Origin of the sequence: Pseudomonas sp. Sample_23 (assembly GCF_004307595.1) — a bacterium.
Classification (GTDB): Bacteria; Pseudomonadota; Gammaproteobacteria; order Pseudomonadales; family Pseudomonadaceae; genus Aquipseudomonas; species Aquipseudomonas atacamensis.
The window spans coordinates 7,464-24,899 of sequence record NZ_RCNX01000005.1 but is presented as its reverse complement, the minus strand read 5'-3'; the positions used below and the strand labels follow the sequence as shown (position 1 = coordinate 24,899).

Annotated in this window: 17 protein-coding genes; 12 read left to right on the top strand and 5 right to left on the bottom strand. The window is 60.7% G+C overall.

The window, feature by feature from the left end; all coding sequences use genetic code 11:
• Positions 1 to 76: 76 nt before the first annotated feature.
• On the top strand, positions 77 to 1,024 hold the full coding sequence (locus D8U82_RS00925) for an alpha/beta hydrolase (RefSeq protein ID WP_024014713.1): 948 nt from the start codon (positions 77 to 79) through the stop codon (positions 1,022 to 1,024).
• Positions 1,025 to 1,128: 104 nt separating this feature from the next.
• Here D8U82_RS00925 and D8U82_RS00920 read toward each other — a convergent pair whose 3' ends face one another.
• Positions 1,129 to 1,860 carry a DUF2059 domain-containing protein gene (locus D8U82_RS00920; RefSeq protein ID WP_123441772.1) on the bottom strand — a complete coding sequence of 244 codons (732 nt, stop codon included), beginning with the start codon at positions 1,858 to 1,860 and terminating at the stop codon, positions 1,129 to 1,131.
• A 108-nt stretch (positions 1,861 to 1,968) separates the two neighbouring features.
• Between D8U82_RS00920 and D8U82_RS00915 the strand changes: the two genes are divergently transcribed.
• Positions 1,969 to 2,601, top strand: a complete 633-nt coding sequence (locus D8U82_RS00915; RefSeq protein ID WP_130889104.1) for a 2OG-Fe(II) oxygenase — start codon at positions 1,969 to 1,971, stop codon at positions 2,599 to 2,601.
• A gap of 2 nt (positions 2,602 to 2,603) precedes the next feature.
• Positions 2,604 to 3,089: a DUF523 domain-containing protein gene (locus D8U82_RS00910; protein ID WP_130889105.1), complete on the top strand. Its 486-nt coding sequence runs from the start codon at positions 2,604 to 2,606 to the stop codon at positions 3,087 to 3,089.
• Positions 3,090 to 3,313: 224 nt separating this feature from the next.
• On the opposite strand, the gene D8U82_RS00905 is transcribed toward D8U82_RS00910, so the two are convergent.
• The gene (locus D8U82_RS00905; RefSeq protein ID WP_125925409.1) at positions 3,314 to 3,877 is read right to left on the bottom strand and encodes a transporter substrate-binding domain-containing protein; all 564 of its coding nucleotides are present in this window, start codon (positions 3,875 to 3,877) and stop codon (positions 3,314 to 3,316) included.
• A gap of 135 nt (positions 3,878 to 4,012) precedes the next feature.
• On the opposite strand from D8U82_RS00905, the gene D8U82_RS00900 reads away from it, so the two are divergent.
• Positions 4,013 to 4,438 (top strand): DUF4399 domain-containing protein, encoded by a 426-nt coding sequence (locus D8U82_RS00900; RefSeq protein WP_024014708.1) that lies wholly within the window; start codon positions 4,013 to 4,015, stop codon positions 4,436 to 4,438.
• Positions 4,439 to 4,561: 123 nt separating this feature from the next.
• Here the strand turns inward: D8U82_RS00900 and serA are convergent, their stop codons facing one another.
• Positions 4,562 to 5,791: a phosphoglycerate dehydrogenase gene (gene serA / locus D8U82_RS00895; protein WP_024014707.1), complete on the bottom strand. Its 1,230-nt coding sequence runs from the start codon at positions 5,789 to 5,791 to the stop codon at positions 4,562 to 4,564.
• Between the two features lie 205 nt (positions 5,792 to 5,996).
• On the opposite strand from serA, the gene D8U82_RS00885 reads away from it, so the two are divergent.
• The 4 genes from D8U82_RS00885 to D8U82_RS00870 all read left to right on the top strand — a co-directional run bounded on the left by D8U82_RS00885 (position 5,997) and on the right by D8U82_RS00870 (position 10,371).
• Positions 5,997 to 7,391 (top strand): FAD-binding oxidoreductase, encoded by a 1,395-nt coding sequence (locus D8U82_RS00885; RefSeq protein WP_125925410.1) that lies wholly within the window; start codon positions 5,997 to 5,999, stop codon positions 7,389 to 7,391.
• 41 nt (positions 7,392 to 7,432) lie between these two features.
• A complete protein-coding gene (locus D8U82_RS00880; protein ID WP_024014705.1) occupies positions 7,433 to 8,098 on the top strand; it encodes a fumarylacetoacetate hydrolase family protein in 666 nt (221 codons plus the stop codon).
• Positions 8,099 to 8,412: 314 nt separating this feature from the next.
• Positions 8,413 to 9,336 carry an SdiA-regulated domain-containing protein gene (locus D8U82_RS00875; RefSeq protein ID WP_130889106.1) on the top strand — a complete coding sequence of 308 codons (924 nt, stop codon included), beginning with the start codon at positions 8,413 to 8,415 and terminating at the stop codon, positions 9,334 to 9,336.
• Positions 9,337 to 9,453: 117 nt separating this feature from the next.
• Complete coding sequence (locus D8U82_RS00870; protein WP_130889107.1) at positions 9,454 to 10,371, top strand: SdiA-regulated domain-containing protein; 918 nt, start codon at positions 9,454 to 9,456, stop codon at positions 10,369 to 10,371.
• Between the two features lie 141 nt (positions 10,372 to 10,512).
• On the opposite strand, the gene rpiA is transcribed toward D8U82_RS00870, so the two are convergent.
• Complete coding sequence (gene rpiA, locus D8U82_RS00860; protein ID WP_007913886.1) at positions 10,513 to 11,187, bottom strand: ribose-5-phosphate isomerase RpiA; 675 nt, start codon at positions 11,185 to 11,187, stop codon at positions 10,513 to 10,515.
• Positions 11,188 to 11,504: 317 nt separating this feature from the next.
• Between rpiA and ilvA the strand changes: the two genes are divergently transcribed.
• Positions 11,505 to 13,019 (top strand): threonine ammonia-lyase, biosynthetic, encoded by a 1,515-nt coding sequence (gene ilvA, locus D8U82_RS00855; protein WP_071172186.1) that lies wholly within the window; start codon positions 11,505 to 11,507, stop codon positions 13,017 to 13,019.
• 41 nt (positions 13,020 to 13,060) lie between these two features.
• Positions 13,061 to 13,474 carry a DUF2269 family protein gene (locus D8U82_RS00850; RefSeq protein ID WP_024014701.1) on the top strand — a complete coding sequence of 138 codons (414 nt, stop codon included), beginning with the start codon at positions 13,061 to 13,063 and terminating at the stop codon, positions 13,472 to 13,474.
• A 105-nt stretch (positions 13,475 to 13,579) separates the two neighbouring features.
• Here D8U82_RS00850 and D8U82_RS00840 read toward each other — a convergent pair whose 3' ends face one another.
• Positions 13,580 to 14,236, bottom strand: a complete 657-nt coding sequence (locus tag D8U82_RS00840) for an HAD family hydrolase (RefSeq protein ID WP_073471005.1) — start codon at positions 14,234 to 14,236, stop codon at positions 13,580 to 13,582.
• Positions 14,237 to 14,379: 143 nt separating this feature from the next.
• Between D8U82_RS00840 and D8U82_RS00835 the strand changes: the two genes are divergently transcribed.
• Both D8U82_RS00835 and ptsP read left to right on the top strand, forming a co-directional pair.
• Positions 14,380 to 14,859 (top strand): RNA pyrophosphohydrolase, encoded by a 480-nt coding sequence (locus tag D8U82_RS00835; protein ID WP_003229203.1) that lies wholly within the window; start codon positions 14,380 to 14,382, stop codon positions 14,857 to 14,859.
• A 22-nt stretch (positions 14,860 to 14,881) separates the two neighbouring features.
• Positions 14,882 to 17,161, top strand: coding sequence for a phosphoenolpyruvate--protein phosphotransferase (ptsP, locus tag D8U82_RS00830; protein ID WP_024014698.1), 2,280 nt, complete (start codon positions 14,882 to 14,884; stop codon positions 17,159 to 17,161).
• Positions 17,162 to 17,436: the final 275 nt, after the last annotated feature.

Here is a 17,436-nt window from a genome sequence, read left to right as displayed (position 1 = left end):
GCTAGCTTGCCATGCTTGCTCCGACAGATGAATATCGCAGGCCGATAAAGTCCGTTTACCGCTTTGGAATGTGCGCATGCCTGATACTTTCGACCCCGATCATTTACGCGCGAGCCTCAAGCCATTGGCCGAGTGGCAGCCGTTATCGGATGAGGCGAAGGCTTATCAGCGCTTCTACAAGACCGACTTCGCCGAGCGCGATGTCTGGCGCGGCATGGGTCGTTTCGAGGTCGATGGCTACGAGCTGGTCAGCCATTGCTGGTGGCCGGAGAAGGTCAAGGCGACGCTGTTTCTGCTGCACGGTTACTACGATCACATCGGCCTGTACCGGCATGTGATCGAATGGGCGCTGGATCAGGATTTCGCCGTGATCGCCTGCGACTTGCCGGGCCATGGTCTGTCGAGCGGGCCACGGGCAAGCATTCGTGATTTCTCTGAATACCAGGACGTGTTGCAGGCGCTGTTTGCTGAAGCGAACTCGATCGCGCTGCCGCAGCCTTGGCATTTGTGCGGGCAAAGCACCGGTGGCGCGATTGTCGTCGATCACCTGCTCAACCATGGCGAGAACAGCCCGGCGCAGGGGCAGGTGATTCTGCTGGCGCCATTGGTAAGGCCGAGGGCGTGGGGCTGGTCGCAGTTGAGTTATTACCTGCTGCGGCCGTTTGTACGCGGGGTCGCGCGACGCTTCAGCGAGAACTCCAACGATCCGGATTTCCTGCCGTTTCTGCAGGCCGATCCGTTACAGCCAAGACGCCTGCCGACGAAATGGGTGGGCGCGCTGTCGCGCTGGATCATCCGCGTCGAGCACGCGAAAAAAAGTCCGCGACGGCCGCTGATCATTCAGGGGCAGGCGGACATGACTGTCGACTGGCAGCACAATCTGCAGGTGTTGAAATGGAAGTTCGACCGGCCGCAGATTCTGCTTCTGGCCGAGGCACGGCATCACCTGGCCAATGAAACGGCGGAGATGCGTGAGGAGTATTTCGAATTCTTGAGCAAGCGGATCAGGGGCCGGAATCTCTAGTGCCTGGGAGGGCCTCTTCGCGAGCAGGCTCGCTCCCACAGGGCAATGCGTTACAACTGTGGGAGCGAGCCTGCTCGCGAATGCGATCTTTCAAGTAACGAACATCACTGGCCGACCGCCAACCCCGCCCGAATCGCCGCCAGTGCCGCCTGGTAGTAAGCCTTGCCCTCGGTCGACTCGGCAAATGTCGCGAACTCTTCCAGCTCTTCATCCGACAAGTCGCGATAGACATAGAGCAGCGTGTTGTTCAGATCGGCGCCGATCTGATCCATCAGGCGCTGGCGCTGACCGTTCAACATGCCCTGCGCCTGTCCACCGCCGAGCAGTCCCGGGATCATCGAACTCAAGCTGTCCGCCGCTACGCCGGCAATCGCCAGGCTGACCTCGGCGCCCGCCTCACGGGCTGGCAGGGCCTGGGCGAGATGGCCGATGATCAGCAAGCGACTGTCGCTGGCCTGCATCTTCGGCAGGCCCTGAGCATTTTTTGCCAGTTGATCGCGACGGGTTGCGAGCAATTCGGCGGCGACGATTTTCTTGCCCAGCGGTGACTGGAAGAAGGTCAGCGCGGGTTTAGGGTCGGCGAGTTTCTGCCGCAGTTGCGCTTCGGCACGCTGATCCATGGCCTGCGCGGCAAAGCGTTGATTGCTGTTGTTGACCAGCGCCTGAAATACCGCAGGCGGCAGGCTGTTCTGATAGCGCTGCTGGGCGGCGCTCAGGGCATCGTTGAAATGCGCGCGTTGTTCTGGCCAGCCGGCGACCTTGTACAACTGATCAAAGCCGTCCGCCCAGGCGGGCAATACGCAGAACATCAACAGTGAAAAAAGCAAACGGCGCATAGGGACTCCTGTCAGCAGCGGACTATTGTCCGTGCGGTGCCGGTACTTGTCGAGAATTCGTAGCAAGGCGCTGCGTGGCTCTGTCGGATTTGTTGCCGTCGGCATACTATGCGCGCCATGCCGATATCCTCTGAACACCCGCTGCTGTTACGCATTGTCGACGACCTGGCCGAACACGGCTGGTCGCAGCAGAACATCTTCCTGCCCGCCGATCTGACCCGTGCGCTGGCGGCCGAGTGCCGTAAACGTGAAGCCGAAGGTGAGCTGGCGCCGGCGGCGGTCGGACGCGGGCCGTTTTCGGAGATTCGTGAAGGTATTCGCGGCGATCACATTCAGTGGATCGACCCGGGTCAGGCCGACGCCACTGACCGTTACCTGAGCCTGATGGACAGTCTGCGCGAGGCACTTAATCGCGGCTTGTTTCTGGGGCTTGAGGATTTCGAATGCCATTTCGCCCTGTACCCGCCCGGCGCGTTTTACCTCAAGCACGTTGATCGCTTTCGCGATGATGACCGGCGCATGGTCTCGGCCGTCATTTACCTCAACGAGGCCTGGTTGCCGGAGGACGGTGGCCAGTTGCGCATGTACCTGGGCGATGAGCGCGTGCATGACGTACAGCCGACCGGCGGGTGTCTGGTGGTGTTTCTCTCCGGCGAAGTGCCCCACGAAGTGTTGCCGGCCCATCGCGAGCGCCTGTCGCTGACTGGCTGGTTTCGTCGCCGTGGCAACGAGCCGTTCTGAACATGGAAAAGATCCTGGTCAGTCGCTGCCTGTTGGGCCATCGCGTGCGTTATGACGGTGGTGCGAGCGGGCCGTTTGATCTGCTTGAGCAATGGATCGAAGAAGGGCGGGTAGTGCCGTTGTGTCCGGAGGTGGCCGGTGGATTGCCGACGCCGCGGGCGGCGGCGGAGATTCCCGGCGGGCAGGGCGGTGAGGTGCTGGATGGCACTGCTGCTGTGATCACTACCGATGGCGAGGATGTCAGCGCGCAGTTTCTCGAGGGGGCGCGGCGAGCGCTGGAACTGGTGCAAAAGCACGGCATTCGGGTGGCGGTGCTCAAGGCCAACAGTCCTTCTTGCGGGAATCTGCTGACGTATGACGGCACCTTCAGAGGGGTCAGAGTCAGTGGCGAGGGGGTGACGGCGGCGTTGCTCAAGCGTCATGGGGTTCGGGTGTTCAGTGAGCTTGAGCTGGCTGAGGCGGCGGTGACTCTGGCGGCTTTGGACTGATCCGCCATCGTTGCCCTCACCCCAGCCCTCTCCCGGGGGGAGAGGGGGCCGACCGAGGTGTCTGGCGCTGTCCATCGACCTGAAAGACCTTGGCGACCAGGGATTCGACAAAGCCATGATCAGTCGATTTCGGATTCGGTATAGCAATCCCAAGTCGGCGTACCTCTAAAGCATCCCCGGATCAGTTCCCTCTCCCTCCGGGAGAGGGTTAGGGTGAGGGACTCTTACGGTTTCAACCACTTCTCGGACAACGCCGCCAACCGCCCATCCGCCTTGATCCGTTCCAGCGCGCTCTTGAGGCTGGCCTGAAACGCCGGATTACCCTTCTGAAACGGTATCGCCAATTCCACCGGCGCTGCCGCTTTCGGCTTCGCTTCGGTCAACGCCTGCACCAGCACCATCGGCCGCGGCGTCTCGTCCTTCTTCGCCAACAATTGCCCATCAACCTCGCCGTACGGCTCGCTGAAGTCGAAACGATCCTTGAGTTCGGGTGTCAGTGCTATGTGGTTGAGCGCGACGTCGTACTTGCCGCTTTCAACGCCCTGGAGCAGGTCGCCCTCGTCGGTGACGATGAAGTCGGCGCGTACATCCAGCTCCTGGGCCAGAAGTTGCCCAAGCTCGACCTCGAACCCCGTGAGGGTGTCGCCTTCCTTGTAATTGAAGGGCGGTGTATTAGCCTCAAGGGCTATGCGCAGCTCGCCACGGTCGTTGACGTCATCAATCAGTTCGGCGTGAGCCAGCGGGCTCAGAAGGGGTAGCAGGCAGATCAGGCCAGGCAGCAGGCGCATGGTCACTCCTTTGAAATCATTATCGCGACGCTCTGATTCAGGCTCGCTTTGCTATGGTTGTCGAGTGCCTTCGACAACGAATGGTCATGAAGTTGTCATGACCGTGCGGATTTTACGGAAAAACTGGAGAAGAAAATGAAAAGCTTTTTGTCACGTGCAGCGTTGGCCGGTGTGCTGATGGGTGTTTCGGTGCTGGCCAGTGCGGCGACACCGGCGCCGAAGGATGCTGAAGTGTTCATCGTTTCTCCCGAGGACGGCGCTACCGTCTCGCAGGAATTCAAGGTCAAGTTCGGCGTCAAGAACATCGCGCTGGCCCCGGCGGGTGACACCACCAAGAACACCGGCCACCATCACCTGCTGATCGACGTCGACGACCTGCCGGCCGAAGGCGCGCCGATCCCGACTGACGCCCATCACATGCATTTCGGCAAGGCGCAGACCGAAGCCACGATCAAACTGGCCCCGGGCAAGCACACCTTGCAATTGATCCTCGGCGACAGCGGCCACATGCCGTTCGACCCATCGATCGTTTCGGAAAAAATCACGGTCAACGTGAAATAAAAAAAGGGAGCCCTGCGGGGCTCCCTTTTTTAATTCAGCTTCAAGTGGCTGGCTGCAAGCGGCAAGGTAAAGCAAAAGCGCTGTTCACTTGCCGCTAGTAGCTTGAAGCTTGCCGCTGCTTCTTCAGAAGAGAACACGGCTACGGATAGTGCCGTTGACGTGTTGCAGTTTCTCTTGCGCCAGCTCCGAGTATTCGGCGTCGACGTCGATCACCACGTAACCGACTTTCTCGTTGGTCTGCAGGAACTGACCGGAGATGTTGATGCCGTTTTCGGCGAAAACCTTGTTGATCTCGCTCATCACACCCGGGATGTTCTCGTGGATGTGCAGCAGGCGGTGCTTGCCAGGGTGAGCCGGCAGGGCCACTTCCGGGAAGTTGACCGACGACACCGAAGTACCGTTGTCGCTGTACTTGACCAGTTTTTCCGCCACTTCCAGACCGATGTTGGCTTGCGCTTCGGCGGTCGAGCCGCCGATGTGCGGGGTCAGGATCACGTTGTCGAGGCCACGCAGCGGGCTTTCGAACTCTTCGTCGTTAGAGCGTGGTTCCACCGGGAACACGTCGATGGCCGCGCCGATCAGGTGCTTGTCCTTGATCGCGTCCGCCAGGGCGTCGAGCTCGACCACGGTGCCGCGCGCGGCGTTGATCAGGATGCCGCCCTTTTTGATGGCGCGGATTTCCTTCTCGCCGATCATCCACTGAGTGGCGGCGGTTTCCGGGACGTGCAGGGTGACGATGTCGGACATGCCCAGCAGCTCGTGCAGGTTGTTGACCTGCGTAGCGTTGCCCAGTGGCAGCTTGGTCACGGTGTCATAGAAGAACACCTGCATGCCCAGGCCTTCAGCCAGCACCGACAACTGCGTGCCGATCGAGCCGTAGCCGACGATGCCCAGCTTCTTGCCACGGATCTCGAACGAGTTGGCGGCGGACTTGATCCAGCCGCCACGGTGGCAGGATGCATTCTTCTCAGGGATGCCGCGCAGCAGCAGGATCGCTTCGGCCAGTACCAGCTCGGCTACGGAACGGGTGTTGGAGTACGGCGCGTTGAACACGGCAATACCGCGCTCGCGGGCCGCACTGAGGTCAACCTGGTTGGTGCCGATGCAGAAACAGCCGACCGCGACCAGTTTCTTCGCGTGATCGAAGATCTCTTCGGTCAGTTGCGTGCGCGAGCGGATGCCGATGAAGTGAGCGTCAGCGATCTTTTCCTTGAGCTGGGCTTCCGGCAAGGAACCAGTCAGGTATTCGATGCTGGTGTAGCCCGCCGCCTTGAGGACGTCGACAGCCGATTGGTGGACGCCTTCGAGAAGAAGGAACTTGATCTTGCTCTTATCGAGAGAAGTCTTGCTCATCTGCGTAAACCTGTATCCCGGAGAAAAATGGCAGGGAGGGAGCAGCCTGGAGCTGACCCGCACGGCAACAAAGCCGTCACCGCGGATCTGGCCTTGGGCACTGTCCTGCGGGGTCGGTATGCTAGCATAGCCACCCCGCTAAACACTCATTCCTGCGACGTGAAGCGTTCTCAGGATGACCATGAATTGTTCGAGAGTTCTGTCGATGACCAATCCTGCGCTGATTGATGAACTGAAGACCCTGGTTGAGCCTGGCAAAGTCCTCACTGACGCCGACTCCCTGAACACTTACGGCAAGGATTGGACCAAGCATTTCGCGCCGGCGCCGAGCGCCATCGTGTTTCCCAAGACCATCGAGCAAGTGCAGGCCGTGGTGCGTTGGGCCAATTCCCACAAAATTGCGCTGGTGCCATCCGGCGGGCGCACCGGGCTGTCCGCCGCAGCAGTGGCGGCCAATGGCGAAGTGGTGGTTTCGTTCGATTACATGAACCAGATTCTCGACGTCAACCTCACCGATCGCACCGCCGTGTGCCAGCCGGGTGTGGTCACTGAGCATCTGCAGAACGTCGCCGAGGAAAACGGCCTGTACTATCCGGTCGACTTCGCCTCGGCGGGTTCCAGCCAGATTGGCGGCAATATCGGCACCAACGCCGGCGGGATCAAAGTGATTCGCTATGGCATGACCCGCAACTGGGTGGCCGGCATGAAAGTCGTCACCGGCAAGGGCGACGTGCTGGAACTGAACAAGGACCTGATCAAGAACGCCACCGGTTACGACCTGCGTCAGCTGTTCATCGGTGCCGAAGGCACCCTCGGTTTCGTTGTCGAAGCGACCATGCGCCTCGATCGCGCGCCGAAAAACCTCACCGCCATGGTCCTCGGCACCGCCGATTTCGATTCGATCATGCCGGTGCTGCACGCCTTCCAAGGCAAACTCGACCTGACGGCGTTCGAATTCTTCTCCGACAAGGCCTTGGCCAAGGTCATGGGCCGTGGTGACGTGCCGGCGCCATTCGAGACCGAGTGCCCGTTCTACGCCCTGCTGGAATTCGAAGCGACCACCGAAGAAGTGGCCAACAGCGCGCTGGAGACCTTCGAACACTGCGTAGAACAGGGCTGGGTGCTCGACGGCGTGATGAGCCAGAGCGAAACCCAGCTGCACAATCTGTGGAAGCTGCGCGAGTACATCTCCGAAACCATCTCCCACTGGACGCCGTACAAGAACGACATCTCGGTTACCGTCTCGAAAGTGCCGGCGTTCCTGCGCGAAATCGACGCGATCGTTGGCGAGCACTACCCGGATTTCGAAATCGTCTGGTTCGGCCACATCGGCGACGGCAATCTGCACCTGAACATCCTCAAACCGGAAAACCTGAGCAAGGACGAGTTCTTCGCCAAGTGCGCCACCGTCAACAAGTGGGTGTTCGAAACCGTCGAGAAGTACAACGGCTCGATCTCGGCCGAGCACGGCGTCGGTATGACCAAGCGTGATTACCTGACCTACAGCCGCTCGCCGGCCGAGATCGAGTACATGAAAGCGGTCAAGGCAGTGTTCGACCCGAACGGCATCATGAACCCGGGCAAGATTTTCCCGGTTTGATCGGTAATCTCTGTTGAATCAATAAAGGCAGGAGTCGGTAAATGAGCTATCAGCACCAGTACGTCGACGGCACGCGCATTCACTTCCCGATCGGGAAAGTAGTGTGCATTGGCCGCAATTACGCCGAGCACGCCAAGGAACTGGACAATCCGGTGCCGACCGAGCCGCTGCTGTTCATCAAACCGGGCAGTTGCGTGGTGCCGCTGGAAGGCGGGTTCAGCATTCCGACCGAGCGCGGTTCGGTGCACTACGAAGCGGAAATCGCCGTGTTGATCGGCAAGCCGTTGTCAACCAAGCCGAGCCGTGAAGAAGTCCTCGATGCGATCTCCGGCTTCGCTCCGGCGCTGGACCTGACCCTGCGCGACAAGCAGGCCGAGCTGAAAGCCAAGGGCCTGCCGTGGGAAATCGCCAAGTCGTTCGACGGCGCGGCGGTGATCGCGCCGTTCGTGGTCGGCAGCACCTTCGCTGACCTGACCGACATCGGCATCCGCCTGACCATCAACGGCGAAGTGCGCCAGGACGGCAACAGCAGCGCGATGCTCAACCCGATCGTGCCGATGATCCAGCATATGGCCGGCTGCTTCTCGTTGCAGGCCGGCGACGTGATCCTCACGGGCACGCCAGTGGGCGTCGGCCCGCTGAACGTCGGCGATGAAATCGTCCTCGAACTGCCGGGTGCGAGCAGCTTCAGCAGCAGCGTGCGCTAACCGCAGAACCCCTTGTAGGGGGTGAGCTTTGTGGTGAGGGGGTTTAGCGAAGCGTCGCACCGCCCCGTTGGCGCGCGAAGCGGGCCCCTCTTGATCTTAAAGAGGGGCCTGCTGCGCAGTCCAACGGGGATGAATCCCCTCGCCACAAGGGCCATTCCATATCTGTAATGTGTTGCTGCTGGCAAATGCACACGGCAATCCCGCCATTTGCCGTTTTTTTTACATCCTCTCTGGATAATTCCCGCGATTCTGGCGTCTCAGCCGGCCCCTTTGTGCTATTACCCTTGGCCTGAATTAACGGAACGCATCCCTTGATGGCATCTTCAACTCAGCAGAAATCCCCCTTCCGTTCGCGCTTCGTCCTGCGCTGGTATGTCTGGCTGTTGCTGGTCATCGCCGCAGCCTATGGGCTGGCGTTCGCCATGCATTGGGATGATCGCGGCGTGCTGTGGGTGCTGGAGCGCTTCGAGAGCAAGGCCGAGCAGAAGGAGAGCGTGTGGCTGCCGGACTATCAGGTGGTGATCGATGCCAAGCCGCTGCCGGGCATGGAGAAGGACGAAGCTTCGGATCTGGCCTACAACCCGCAGACCAGGACCCTGTTTGCGGTGATGGGCAAGAATGCCTTTCTGGTCGAGCTGACGCTTCAGGGCGACGTGTTGCGCAAGATGCCGTTGGTGGGCTGGAGTAATCCGGAAGGCTTGACGGTCATGGAAAACGGTTTGCTGGCCATTGTCGATGAGCGTGAGCATACGCTGTCGATCGTCAAGGTCGATGCCGCGACTCGTGAGCTGAACATCGCCGATTTCCCCAAATACGACCTCGGGCCGTCGAAAGATCAGAACAAGGCTTTTGAGGCCATCACGTGGGATCCGCGCAATCAGCGACTTATTCTGGGGGAGGAACGCCCCCCGGCGCTGTTCACCTGGAAAAGCGATGGCGGCCAGACCCTGCAGGGCGACAAGCAGAAACTGGCCAGCGATCAGCTGGATCTGCGCAACCTGTCGGCGCTGGCTGTCGATCCGCGCACTGGCCATCTGCTGGTGTTGTCCGCCGATTCGCACCTGTTGCTGGAACTGGACGAAGCCGGCAAGCAAGTCAGCTTCATGACATTGCTCGGCAATTTCAACGGTCTGAAAGACACCATCCCCCGCGCCGAAGGCATGACCATGGATGAGGAAGGCACGCTGTACATGGTCAGCGAACCGAACCTGTTCTACCGATTCGAAAAACACCGGTAATTTTCCCTACGACAATCGCGTAATTGTGCGGTTGTCGTGGCGGGCAAGTGGCCATTAAGCTTCAATTCAGACGGGCGTGATATTTCATCGGCCTGTCATGAATCCGAGCCTGCCTGAATGCGTCGACTTGCCCGCCCCAAACCGCTGATCCTCGTCCTGTTGATGATTGTCCTGATCGCGTTGATCGCGATCGGCCAATACCTGCGCCTGTTCGAGCGCGCCTGGTTCAACCTGCACACGCTGTGGCAACCGGTGAGCAGCGAGGCGATCGGCCTGGATCAATATCGGGTGACCATCGAAGCGCGGCCGATCGACGGGCTCGACGATGACGTCTCGGCGCTGACCTACGATCCGGTGCGTAAAAGCCTGTTCACCGTGACCAACAAGAATTCCGAACTGGTCGAATTGTCCCTGGAAGGCAAGATTCTGCGGCGCATCGCTCTGGTGGGGTTTGGCGATCCGGAAGCCGTCGAGTACATCAGCGCCGACACCTACGTGATCACCGACGAGCGCCAGCAACGGCTGATCAAGATCCACCTCGAAGCCGACACCACTTTTCTCGATGCCGAAGATGCCGAGCAAATGACCCTCGGCGTGCACATGTCCGGCAACAAGGGTTTCGAAGGGCTGGCTTACGATTCAGTGGGCAAGCGGCTGTTCGTGGCAAAAGAACGCGACCCGATGCTGATCTACGAGGTCCACGGTTTTCCGCACTTCAAACCGGACAAGACCTACGCGGTGCACGTGATCAACAACCCCAAGCGCGATGCCGGGATGTTCGTGCGTGATCTGTCGAGTCTGCAGTACGACGAGCGCAGCGGGCACTTGCTGGCACTGTCGGACGAGTCGCGGTTGATTATCGAGCTGGATGTCGACGGGCGCCCCTTGAGCACCATGTCGATCAGCGGCGGGCGTCAGGGTTTGCAGAAAACCGTGCCGCAGGCGGAGGGAATTGCGATGGATGATGACGGCACGTTGTACCTGGTGAGCGAGCCGAATCTGTTCTACGTCTTCAAGAAGCCCACACAAAACTGACCAACACCACAAAACACTGTGGGAGCGAGCCTGCTCGCGAATGCGGTTGGCCAGTCAATGAAGATGTTGGCTGAACAGGCGCATTCGCGAGCAGGCTCGCTCCCACAGGTTTATTTGTCTGCCCATGATTCGGGCAGTCTGTTACTCAGCCTTCAGGGTTTTCACGCCTTCACTGGTGCCCAGCAACAACAGATCCGCCGGGCGCGCGGCGAACAGGCCGTTGGTGACCACGCCGACGATGGCATTGATCTGCGCTTCCAGCTCCACCGGGTTGGTGATCTGCAGGTTGAACACGTCGAGGATGATGTTGCCGTTGTCGGTCAATACGCCTTCGCGGTAGACCGGGTCGCCACCGAGTTTGACCAGTTGGCGGGCAACGTGGCTGCGGGCCATCGGGATCACTTCCACCGGCAGCGGGAACTCGCCGAGCACCGGCACCAGTTTGCTGGCGTCGGCGATGCAGATGAAGGTCTTGGCCACGGCGGCGACAATCTTCTCGCGGGTCAGGGCGGCGCCGCCGCCCTTGATCAGGTTCAGGTGCGCATCGCTTTCATCGGCGCCGTCGACGTAGAACTCCAGATCGCTGACGGTGTTCAGCTCATACACCGGAATCCCATGGCCCTTGAGGCGTGCGGCGGTGGCTTCGGAGCTGGCGACCGCGCCATCGAACGCGCCCTTGTGCTGGGCCAGTGCATCGATGAAGCAGTTGGCGGTGGAGCCGGTGCCGACGCCGACGATGCTCTTGTCGTCGAGTTTCGGCAGGATGAAGTCGACAGCGGCCTGGGCCACGGCCTGTTTGAGTTGATCCTGGGTCATGCGGGCTCCGGAAGCGGGCAAGGGTTGGGCAGAAAGGCCGGCATTATAGGCCTCGCGGTGGTACGGGGGGAAACAAGCTGTGGTGAGGGGATTTATCCCCGTTCGGCGACGCAGTCGTCGTAAGACCCTGGAACGCGGTGTAACTGAAAAAATGCAGGGGAGCGCTTCGCACTCCAGCGGGGATAAATCCCCTCGCCACAACGGTGCTCACTCAAGAATGGGTTTCCAGACCCTAAAACCACCTGTTTAGTGTGGTCGCCTCGGCAAAAGGCGGGTTAGACTCGCTGGTCCCGCCCAATCGCCAGTGATGCTTTCCGATGCTCGAACAGTACGTCAAAAAGATCCTCACCTCGCGCGTTTATGACGTTGCCGTAGAAACCCCGCTGCAGAACGCCCGCCAGCTCTCCGAGCGGCTGGGCAATGACATCTGGCTCAAGCGCGAAGACTTGCAGCCGGTGTTCTCGTTCAAGATTCGCGGCGCCTACAACAAGCTGACGCAACTGAGCGACGAAGAGCGCGCCCGCGGCGTGGTCACCGCCTCGGCGGGCAATCATGCGCAGGGTCTGGCTCTGGCGGCGAAAGTGTTGGGCGTCAAAGCCACCATCGTCATGCCCAAGACCACCCCGGAAATCAAAGTGGAAGGCGTGCGTTCGCGCGGCGGCAAAGTGGTGCTGCACGGTGACTCGTTTCCGGAAGCGCTGGCCTACTCGCTGAAACTGGTCGATGAAAAAGGCTACGTCTACATCCACCCGTACGACGATCCGCACACCATTGCCGGGCAGGGCACCGTGGCGATGGAAATCCTGCGTCAGCACCCGCAGCCGCTGGATGCGATTTTCGTCCCGGTCGGCGGCGGCGGCCTGATCGCCGGTATCGCGGCTTACGTGAAGTATCTGCGCCCGGACATAAAAGTGATCGGCGTCGAACCGGACGATTCCAATTGCCTGCAAGCAGCGATGGCAGCGGGCGAGCGCGTGGTTCTGCCGACCGTGGGCATCTTCGCCGACGGCGTGGCGGTGGCGCAGATCGGCCAGTACACCTTTGAGATCTGCAAGGATTACGTCGATGAAGTGATTACTGTCAGCACCGACGAGATCTGCGCAGCAATCAAGGATATCTACGACGATACCCGCTCGATCACCGAGCCTGCTGGGGCGCTGGGCGTGGCCGGGATCAAGAAGTACGTCGAGCAGCGTGGCGTCAGCGGCCAGACTTTCGTCGCCATCGACTCAGGCGCCAACGTCAACTTCGACCGCCTGCGCCACGTCGCCGAACGCGCCGAACTGGGCGAAGGTCGCGAGGCGATCATCGCCGTGACCATCCCGGAAAAGGCCGGCAGCTTCAAGGCGTTCTGCGAAGCCATCGGCAAGCGCCAGATCACCGAATTCAATTACCGCTACAACACCGGCAGCGAAGCGCACATCTTCGTTGGCGTGCAGACTCACCCGGACAACGATCCGCGCAGCGCCTTGCTGGCGAGCCTGACCGAGCAGGGTTTTCCGGTTATCGACCTGACCGACAACGAACTGGCCAAGCTGCACATCCGCCACATGGTCGGCGGCCGTGCGGCGCAGGTGGTCGATGAAGTGGTGCTGCGCTTCGAATTCCCGGAGCGCCCGGGCGCGTTGTTCAACTTCCTCAACAAGCTCGGCGGGCGCTGGAATATCTCGATGTTTCACTACCGCAACCACGGCGCAGCGGACGGCCGCGTGGTCGCCGGACTGCAAGTGCCCCATGACGAACGTCATCTGGTGCCGGCGGCACTGGCGGAAATCGGCTACCCGTATTGGGATGAAAGCGACAACCCGGCCTATCAGCTGTTTCTTGGCTGAGCGGCTACGCTGATGGGCATGGATCTACGGATGAGAACGACATGGAAACCCTGACCACCCTGAAAGTCCTCCACGTCGCGGCGACCGTGGTCATCCTCGCGAGCGGGCTGGGGCTCGCCGCCCTGACCTGGCGTAATCGCAGCGAAGGCCCGGCCAGTACGATGCGCCGTCCGTGGCTGTTCATCTGGTGTCTGATGCTGATCGGCATGCTCAGCATGCCTTTCACCGGCTGGTGGCTGGTGCACCTGGTGGGCTGGCCATTGGGCCAATTGTGGATTCTGGGGTCCAGCGTGATCTACGCCGTGGCCACGCTCAGCGCGGTCTGGCTGCTGGTCCGGCTGGATCGGCTGTGGACAAGCGGGGTGGGCAACCGCACATTCAATCTGGCGCTGGCGATTGTCAGCGGCGTCGGGTTTGTCGCCATAGCGGCGTTGATGGGGGCCAAGCCGGTTTAAGGCTTGAGACCGAGTCGATCCCATTCGCGAGCAAGCTCGCTCCCACATTGGATCTGTGTCGTTCACAAATTCCCTGTGGGAGCGAGCTTGCTCGCGAAGGCGGAGTCAGCCGCGCAGACTGATCACCGGCCAGCCACGCTTCTCGGCTTCGGCCCGCAGATTCGGATCCGGGTCCACCGCCACCGGATTCGCCACCTGCTCCAGCAGCGGCAGATCATTCATTGAATCGCTATAGAAATAGCTGTCCTCAAGCGAATGCCCGGTCTCTTCCAGCCAACGATTGAGGCGCGTGACCTTGCCTTCACGGAAGCATGGAATGTCGGTGCTGCGCCCGCTGTAGCGGCCGTCGACCATTTCGCATTCGGTGGCAATCAGGGTTTCCACGCCCAGGCGCACAGCGATCGGCGCGGTGACGAAACGGTTGGTGGCGGTGATGATCACCAGTTTGTCGCCGGCATCGCGGTGCTTCTTCAGCAGCTCCAGTGCCTTGGGCAGCACGATCGGCTCGATGCAGTCGCGCATGTAATCGCTGTGCCAGGCGTCGAGTACGGCCATTTCGGTGCGGCCGAGAATTTCCAGGCAGAAGTTCAGGTAGGCGGCGTTGTCGAGCTTGCCGGCCAGGTAATCCTGATAGAACTCGTCGTTGCGCGCCTTGTAGGCGATCGGGTCGAGGAAGCCGCGCTCGCACAGATAATCGCCCCAGGCGTGATCGCTGTCGCCGCCCAGAAGGGTGTTGTCCAAATCGAATAAAGCCAGGCGCATTGCAGTTACCCGCTGAAAAGTCAGTAAAAAGGCGACAAGAATACGGTCTTTTCACAAGAGTGCACATAAGGTAGGAACCTTCGTTGCCGCCTCATCAAGCTTTGTGGAACAATGCGGCGACATGCGTTTGCGAGGTTGTTGCCGTGATCGACCCCGATGGTTTCCGCCCCAATGTCGGGATCATTCTGACGAATGACGCCGGCCAGGTGCTATGGGCTCGCCGTATCAATCAGGACGCCTGGCAGTTTCCGCAAGGGGGGATCAACCCCGAGGAGACGCCGGAAGACGCCTTGTACCGCGAGCTGAACGAAGAAGTTGGCCTGGAACGTGAAGATGTTGAAATACTGGCCTGTACCCGAGGCTGGTTGCGCTATCGTTTGCCGCAACGCCTGGTGCGTACCCACAGCCAACCGCTGTGCATCGGCCAGAAACAGAAATGGTTTCTCCTGCGCCTGATCTCCAACGAGCAGCGGGTGCGGATGGATCTGACCGGTAAACCGGAGTTCGATGGCTGGCGCTGGGTCAGCTATTGGTATCCGTTGGGCCAGGTGGTGACATTCAAGCGCGAGGTGTATCGACGCGCTCTCAAAGAGCTTGCCCCGCGCCTTTTAGCGCGCGACTGACGACGGAGTTCGACCCCGAGCCATGCTCAATACGCTGCGCAAGATCGTCCAGGAAGTTAACTCCGCCAAGGATCTCAAGGCGGCGTTGGGGATTATTGTGTTGCGCGTCAAAGAGGCCATGGGCAGCCAGGTCTGCTCGGTCTACCTGCTTGATCCGGAAACCAATCGCTTCGTCCTGATGGCCACCGAGGGCTTGAACAAGCGCTCGATCGGCAAGGTCAGCATGGCCCCCAACGAGGGTCTGGTCGGTCTGGTCGGCACGCGTGAAGAACCCCTGAATCTGGAAAACGCTTCGGTTCACCCGCGCTATCGCTACTTCGCCGAAACCGGTGAAGAGCGTTACGCCTCGTTCCTCGGTGCACCGATCATTCACCACCGCCGCGTCGTCGGCGTGTTGGTCATCCAGCAGAAAGAACGCCGCCAGTTCGACGAAGGTGAAGAAGCCTTCCTCGTGACCATGAGCGCGCAGCTCGCCGGCGTGATCGCCCACGCCGAGGCCACCGGTTCGATCCGTGGTCTGGGCCGGCAGGGCAAGGGCATTCAGGAAGCCAAGTTCGTCGGCGTGCCGGGTTCGCCGGGTGCTGCCGTCGGTACCGCCGTGGTCATGCTGCCGCCGGCGGACCTGGACGTGGTGCCGGACAAGACCATCACCGACATCAACGCTGAGCTGGCGCTGTTCAAGACCGCCATCGAAGGCGTGCGCGCCGACATGCGCGCCTTGTCCGCCAAACTGGCGACCCAGTTGCGCCCGGAAGAGCGCGCGTTGTTCGACGTCTACCTGATGATGCTCGACGATGCCTCGCTGGGCAGCGAAATCACCACGGTGATCAAGACGGGGCAGTGGGCTCAGGGCGCCCTGCGTCAGGTGGTCACTGAGCACGTCAACCGTTTCGAACTGATGGACGACGCCTACCTGCGCGAGCGCGCCTCGGACGTCAAAGACCTTGGCCGCCGTCTGCTCGCCTATCTGCAGGAAGAGCGTCAGCAGAATCTGGTCTACCCGGAAAAAACCATTCTGGTCAGCGAAGAGCTGACGCCGGCGATGCTCGGCGAGGTGCCGGAAGGCACGCTGGTCGGTCTGGTCTCGGTACTCGGTTCCGGTAACTCTCACGTCGCGATTCTGGCCAGGGCCATGGGCATTCCGACGGTGATGGGCCTGGTCGATCTGCCGTACGCCAAGGTCGACGGCATCGAAATGATCGTCGACGGCACCCGTGGCGAGGTCTACACCAACCCCAGCGAAGTGCTGCGCAAGCAGTTCGCCGAAGTCGTCGAAGAAGAGAAACAACTGGCGCTGGGCCTCGACACCCTCCGCGACCTGCCGTGCGTGACCCTCGATGGCCACCGCATGCCACTGTGGGTCAATACCGGCCTGCTCGCCGATGTGGCGCGGGCGCAGAAGCGTGGCGCCGAAGGGGTTGGTCTGTACCGCACCGAAGTGCCGTTCATGATCAACCAGCGCTTCCCGAGCGAGAAGGAACAGCTGGCGATCTACCGCGAGCAGCTCGCCGCGTTCCATCCGCAACCGGTGACCATGCGCAGCCTCGACATCGGCGGTGACAAATCGCTGTCGTACTTCCCGATCAAGGAAGACAACCCGTTCCTCGGCTGGCGCGGTATCCGCGTCACCCTCGACCACCCGGAAATCTTCCTCGTGCAGACCCGCGCGATGCTCAAGGCCAGCGAAGGCCTGAACAACCTGCGGATTCTGCTGCCGATGATCTCCGGCACCCACGAACTCGAAGAAGCCCTGCACCTGATCCACCGGGCCTGGGGCGAAGTGCGCGACGAAGGCACCGATGTGCCGATGCCGCCGATCGGCGTGATGATCGAAATCCCGGCAGCGGTGTACCAGACCAAGGAACTGGCGCGGATGGTCGACTTCCTCTCCGTTGGCTCCAACGACCTGACCCAGTACCTGCTGGCGGTAGACCGCAACAACCCGCGAGTGGCCGACCTCTACGACTATCTGCACCCGGCGGTGCTGCAAGCCCTGCAAACCGTCGTCACTGACGCCCACGCCGAAGGCAAACCGGTGAGTATCTGCGGCGAGATGGCCGGGGATCCAGCGGCGGCGGTGCTGTTGATGGCGATGGGTTTCGACAGCCTGTCGATGAACGCCACCAACCTGCCGAAGGTGAAGTGGATGTTGCGCCAGGTGAACCTGAGCAAGGCGCAGGAGATGCTGGCGGAACTGATGAAGATCGATAACCCGCAGGTTATCCACAGCTCGCTGCAACTGGCGCTGAAGAATCTCGGGTTGGCGAAGATGAATTCGCCGGTGGTGACCAAGGCTCTCTAAAGATCAAAAGCCCCTCACCCTAGCCCTCCCGAAACGTCGGACCGCCCAGAGGGAGAGGGGACTGATTGGGGGATGCTGCAGAACTCCGTCGACCTGTAAGTGCTTTGCTGAATCCATAATCGACTCGATCTTTCAGGTCGATGTATACCGCAAGACACCTCGGTCGGCCCCCTCTCCCAGAGGGAGAGGGGACTGATTGGGGATGCTGCAGAACTCCGTTGACCTGTAAGTGCTTTGCTGAATCCATAATCGACTCGATCTTTCAGGTCGATGTA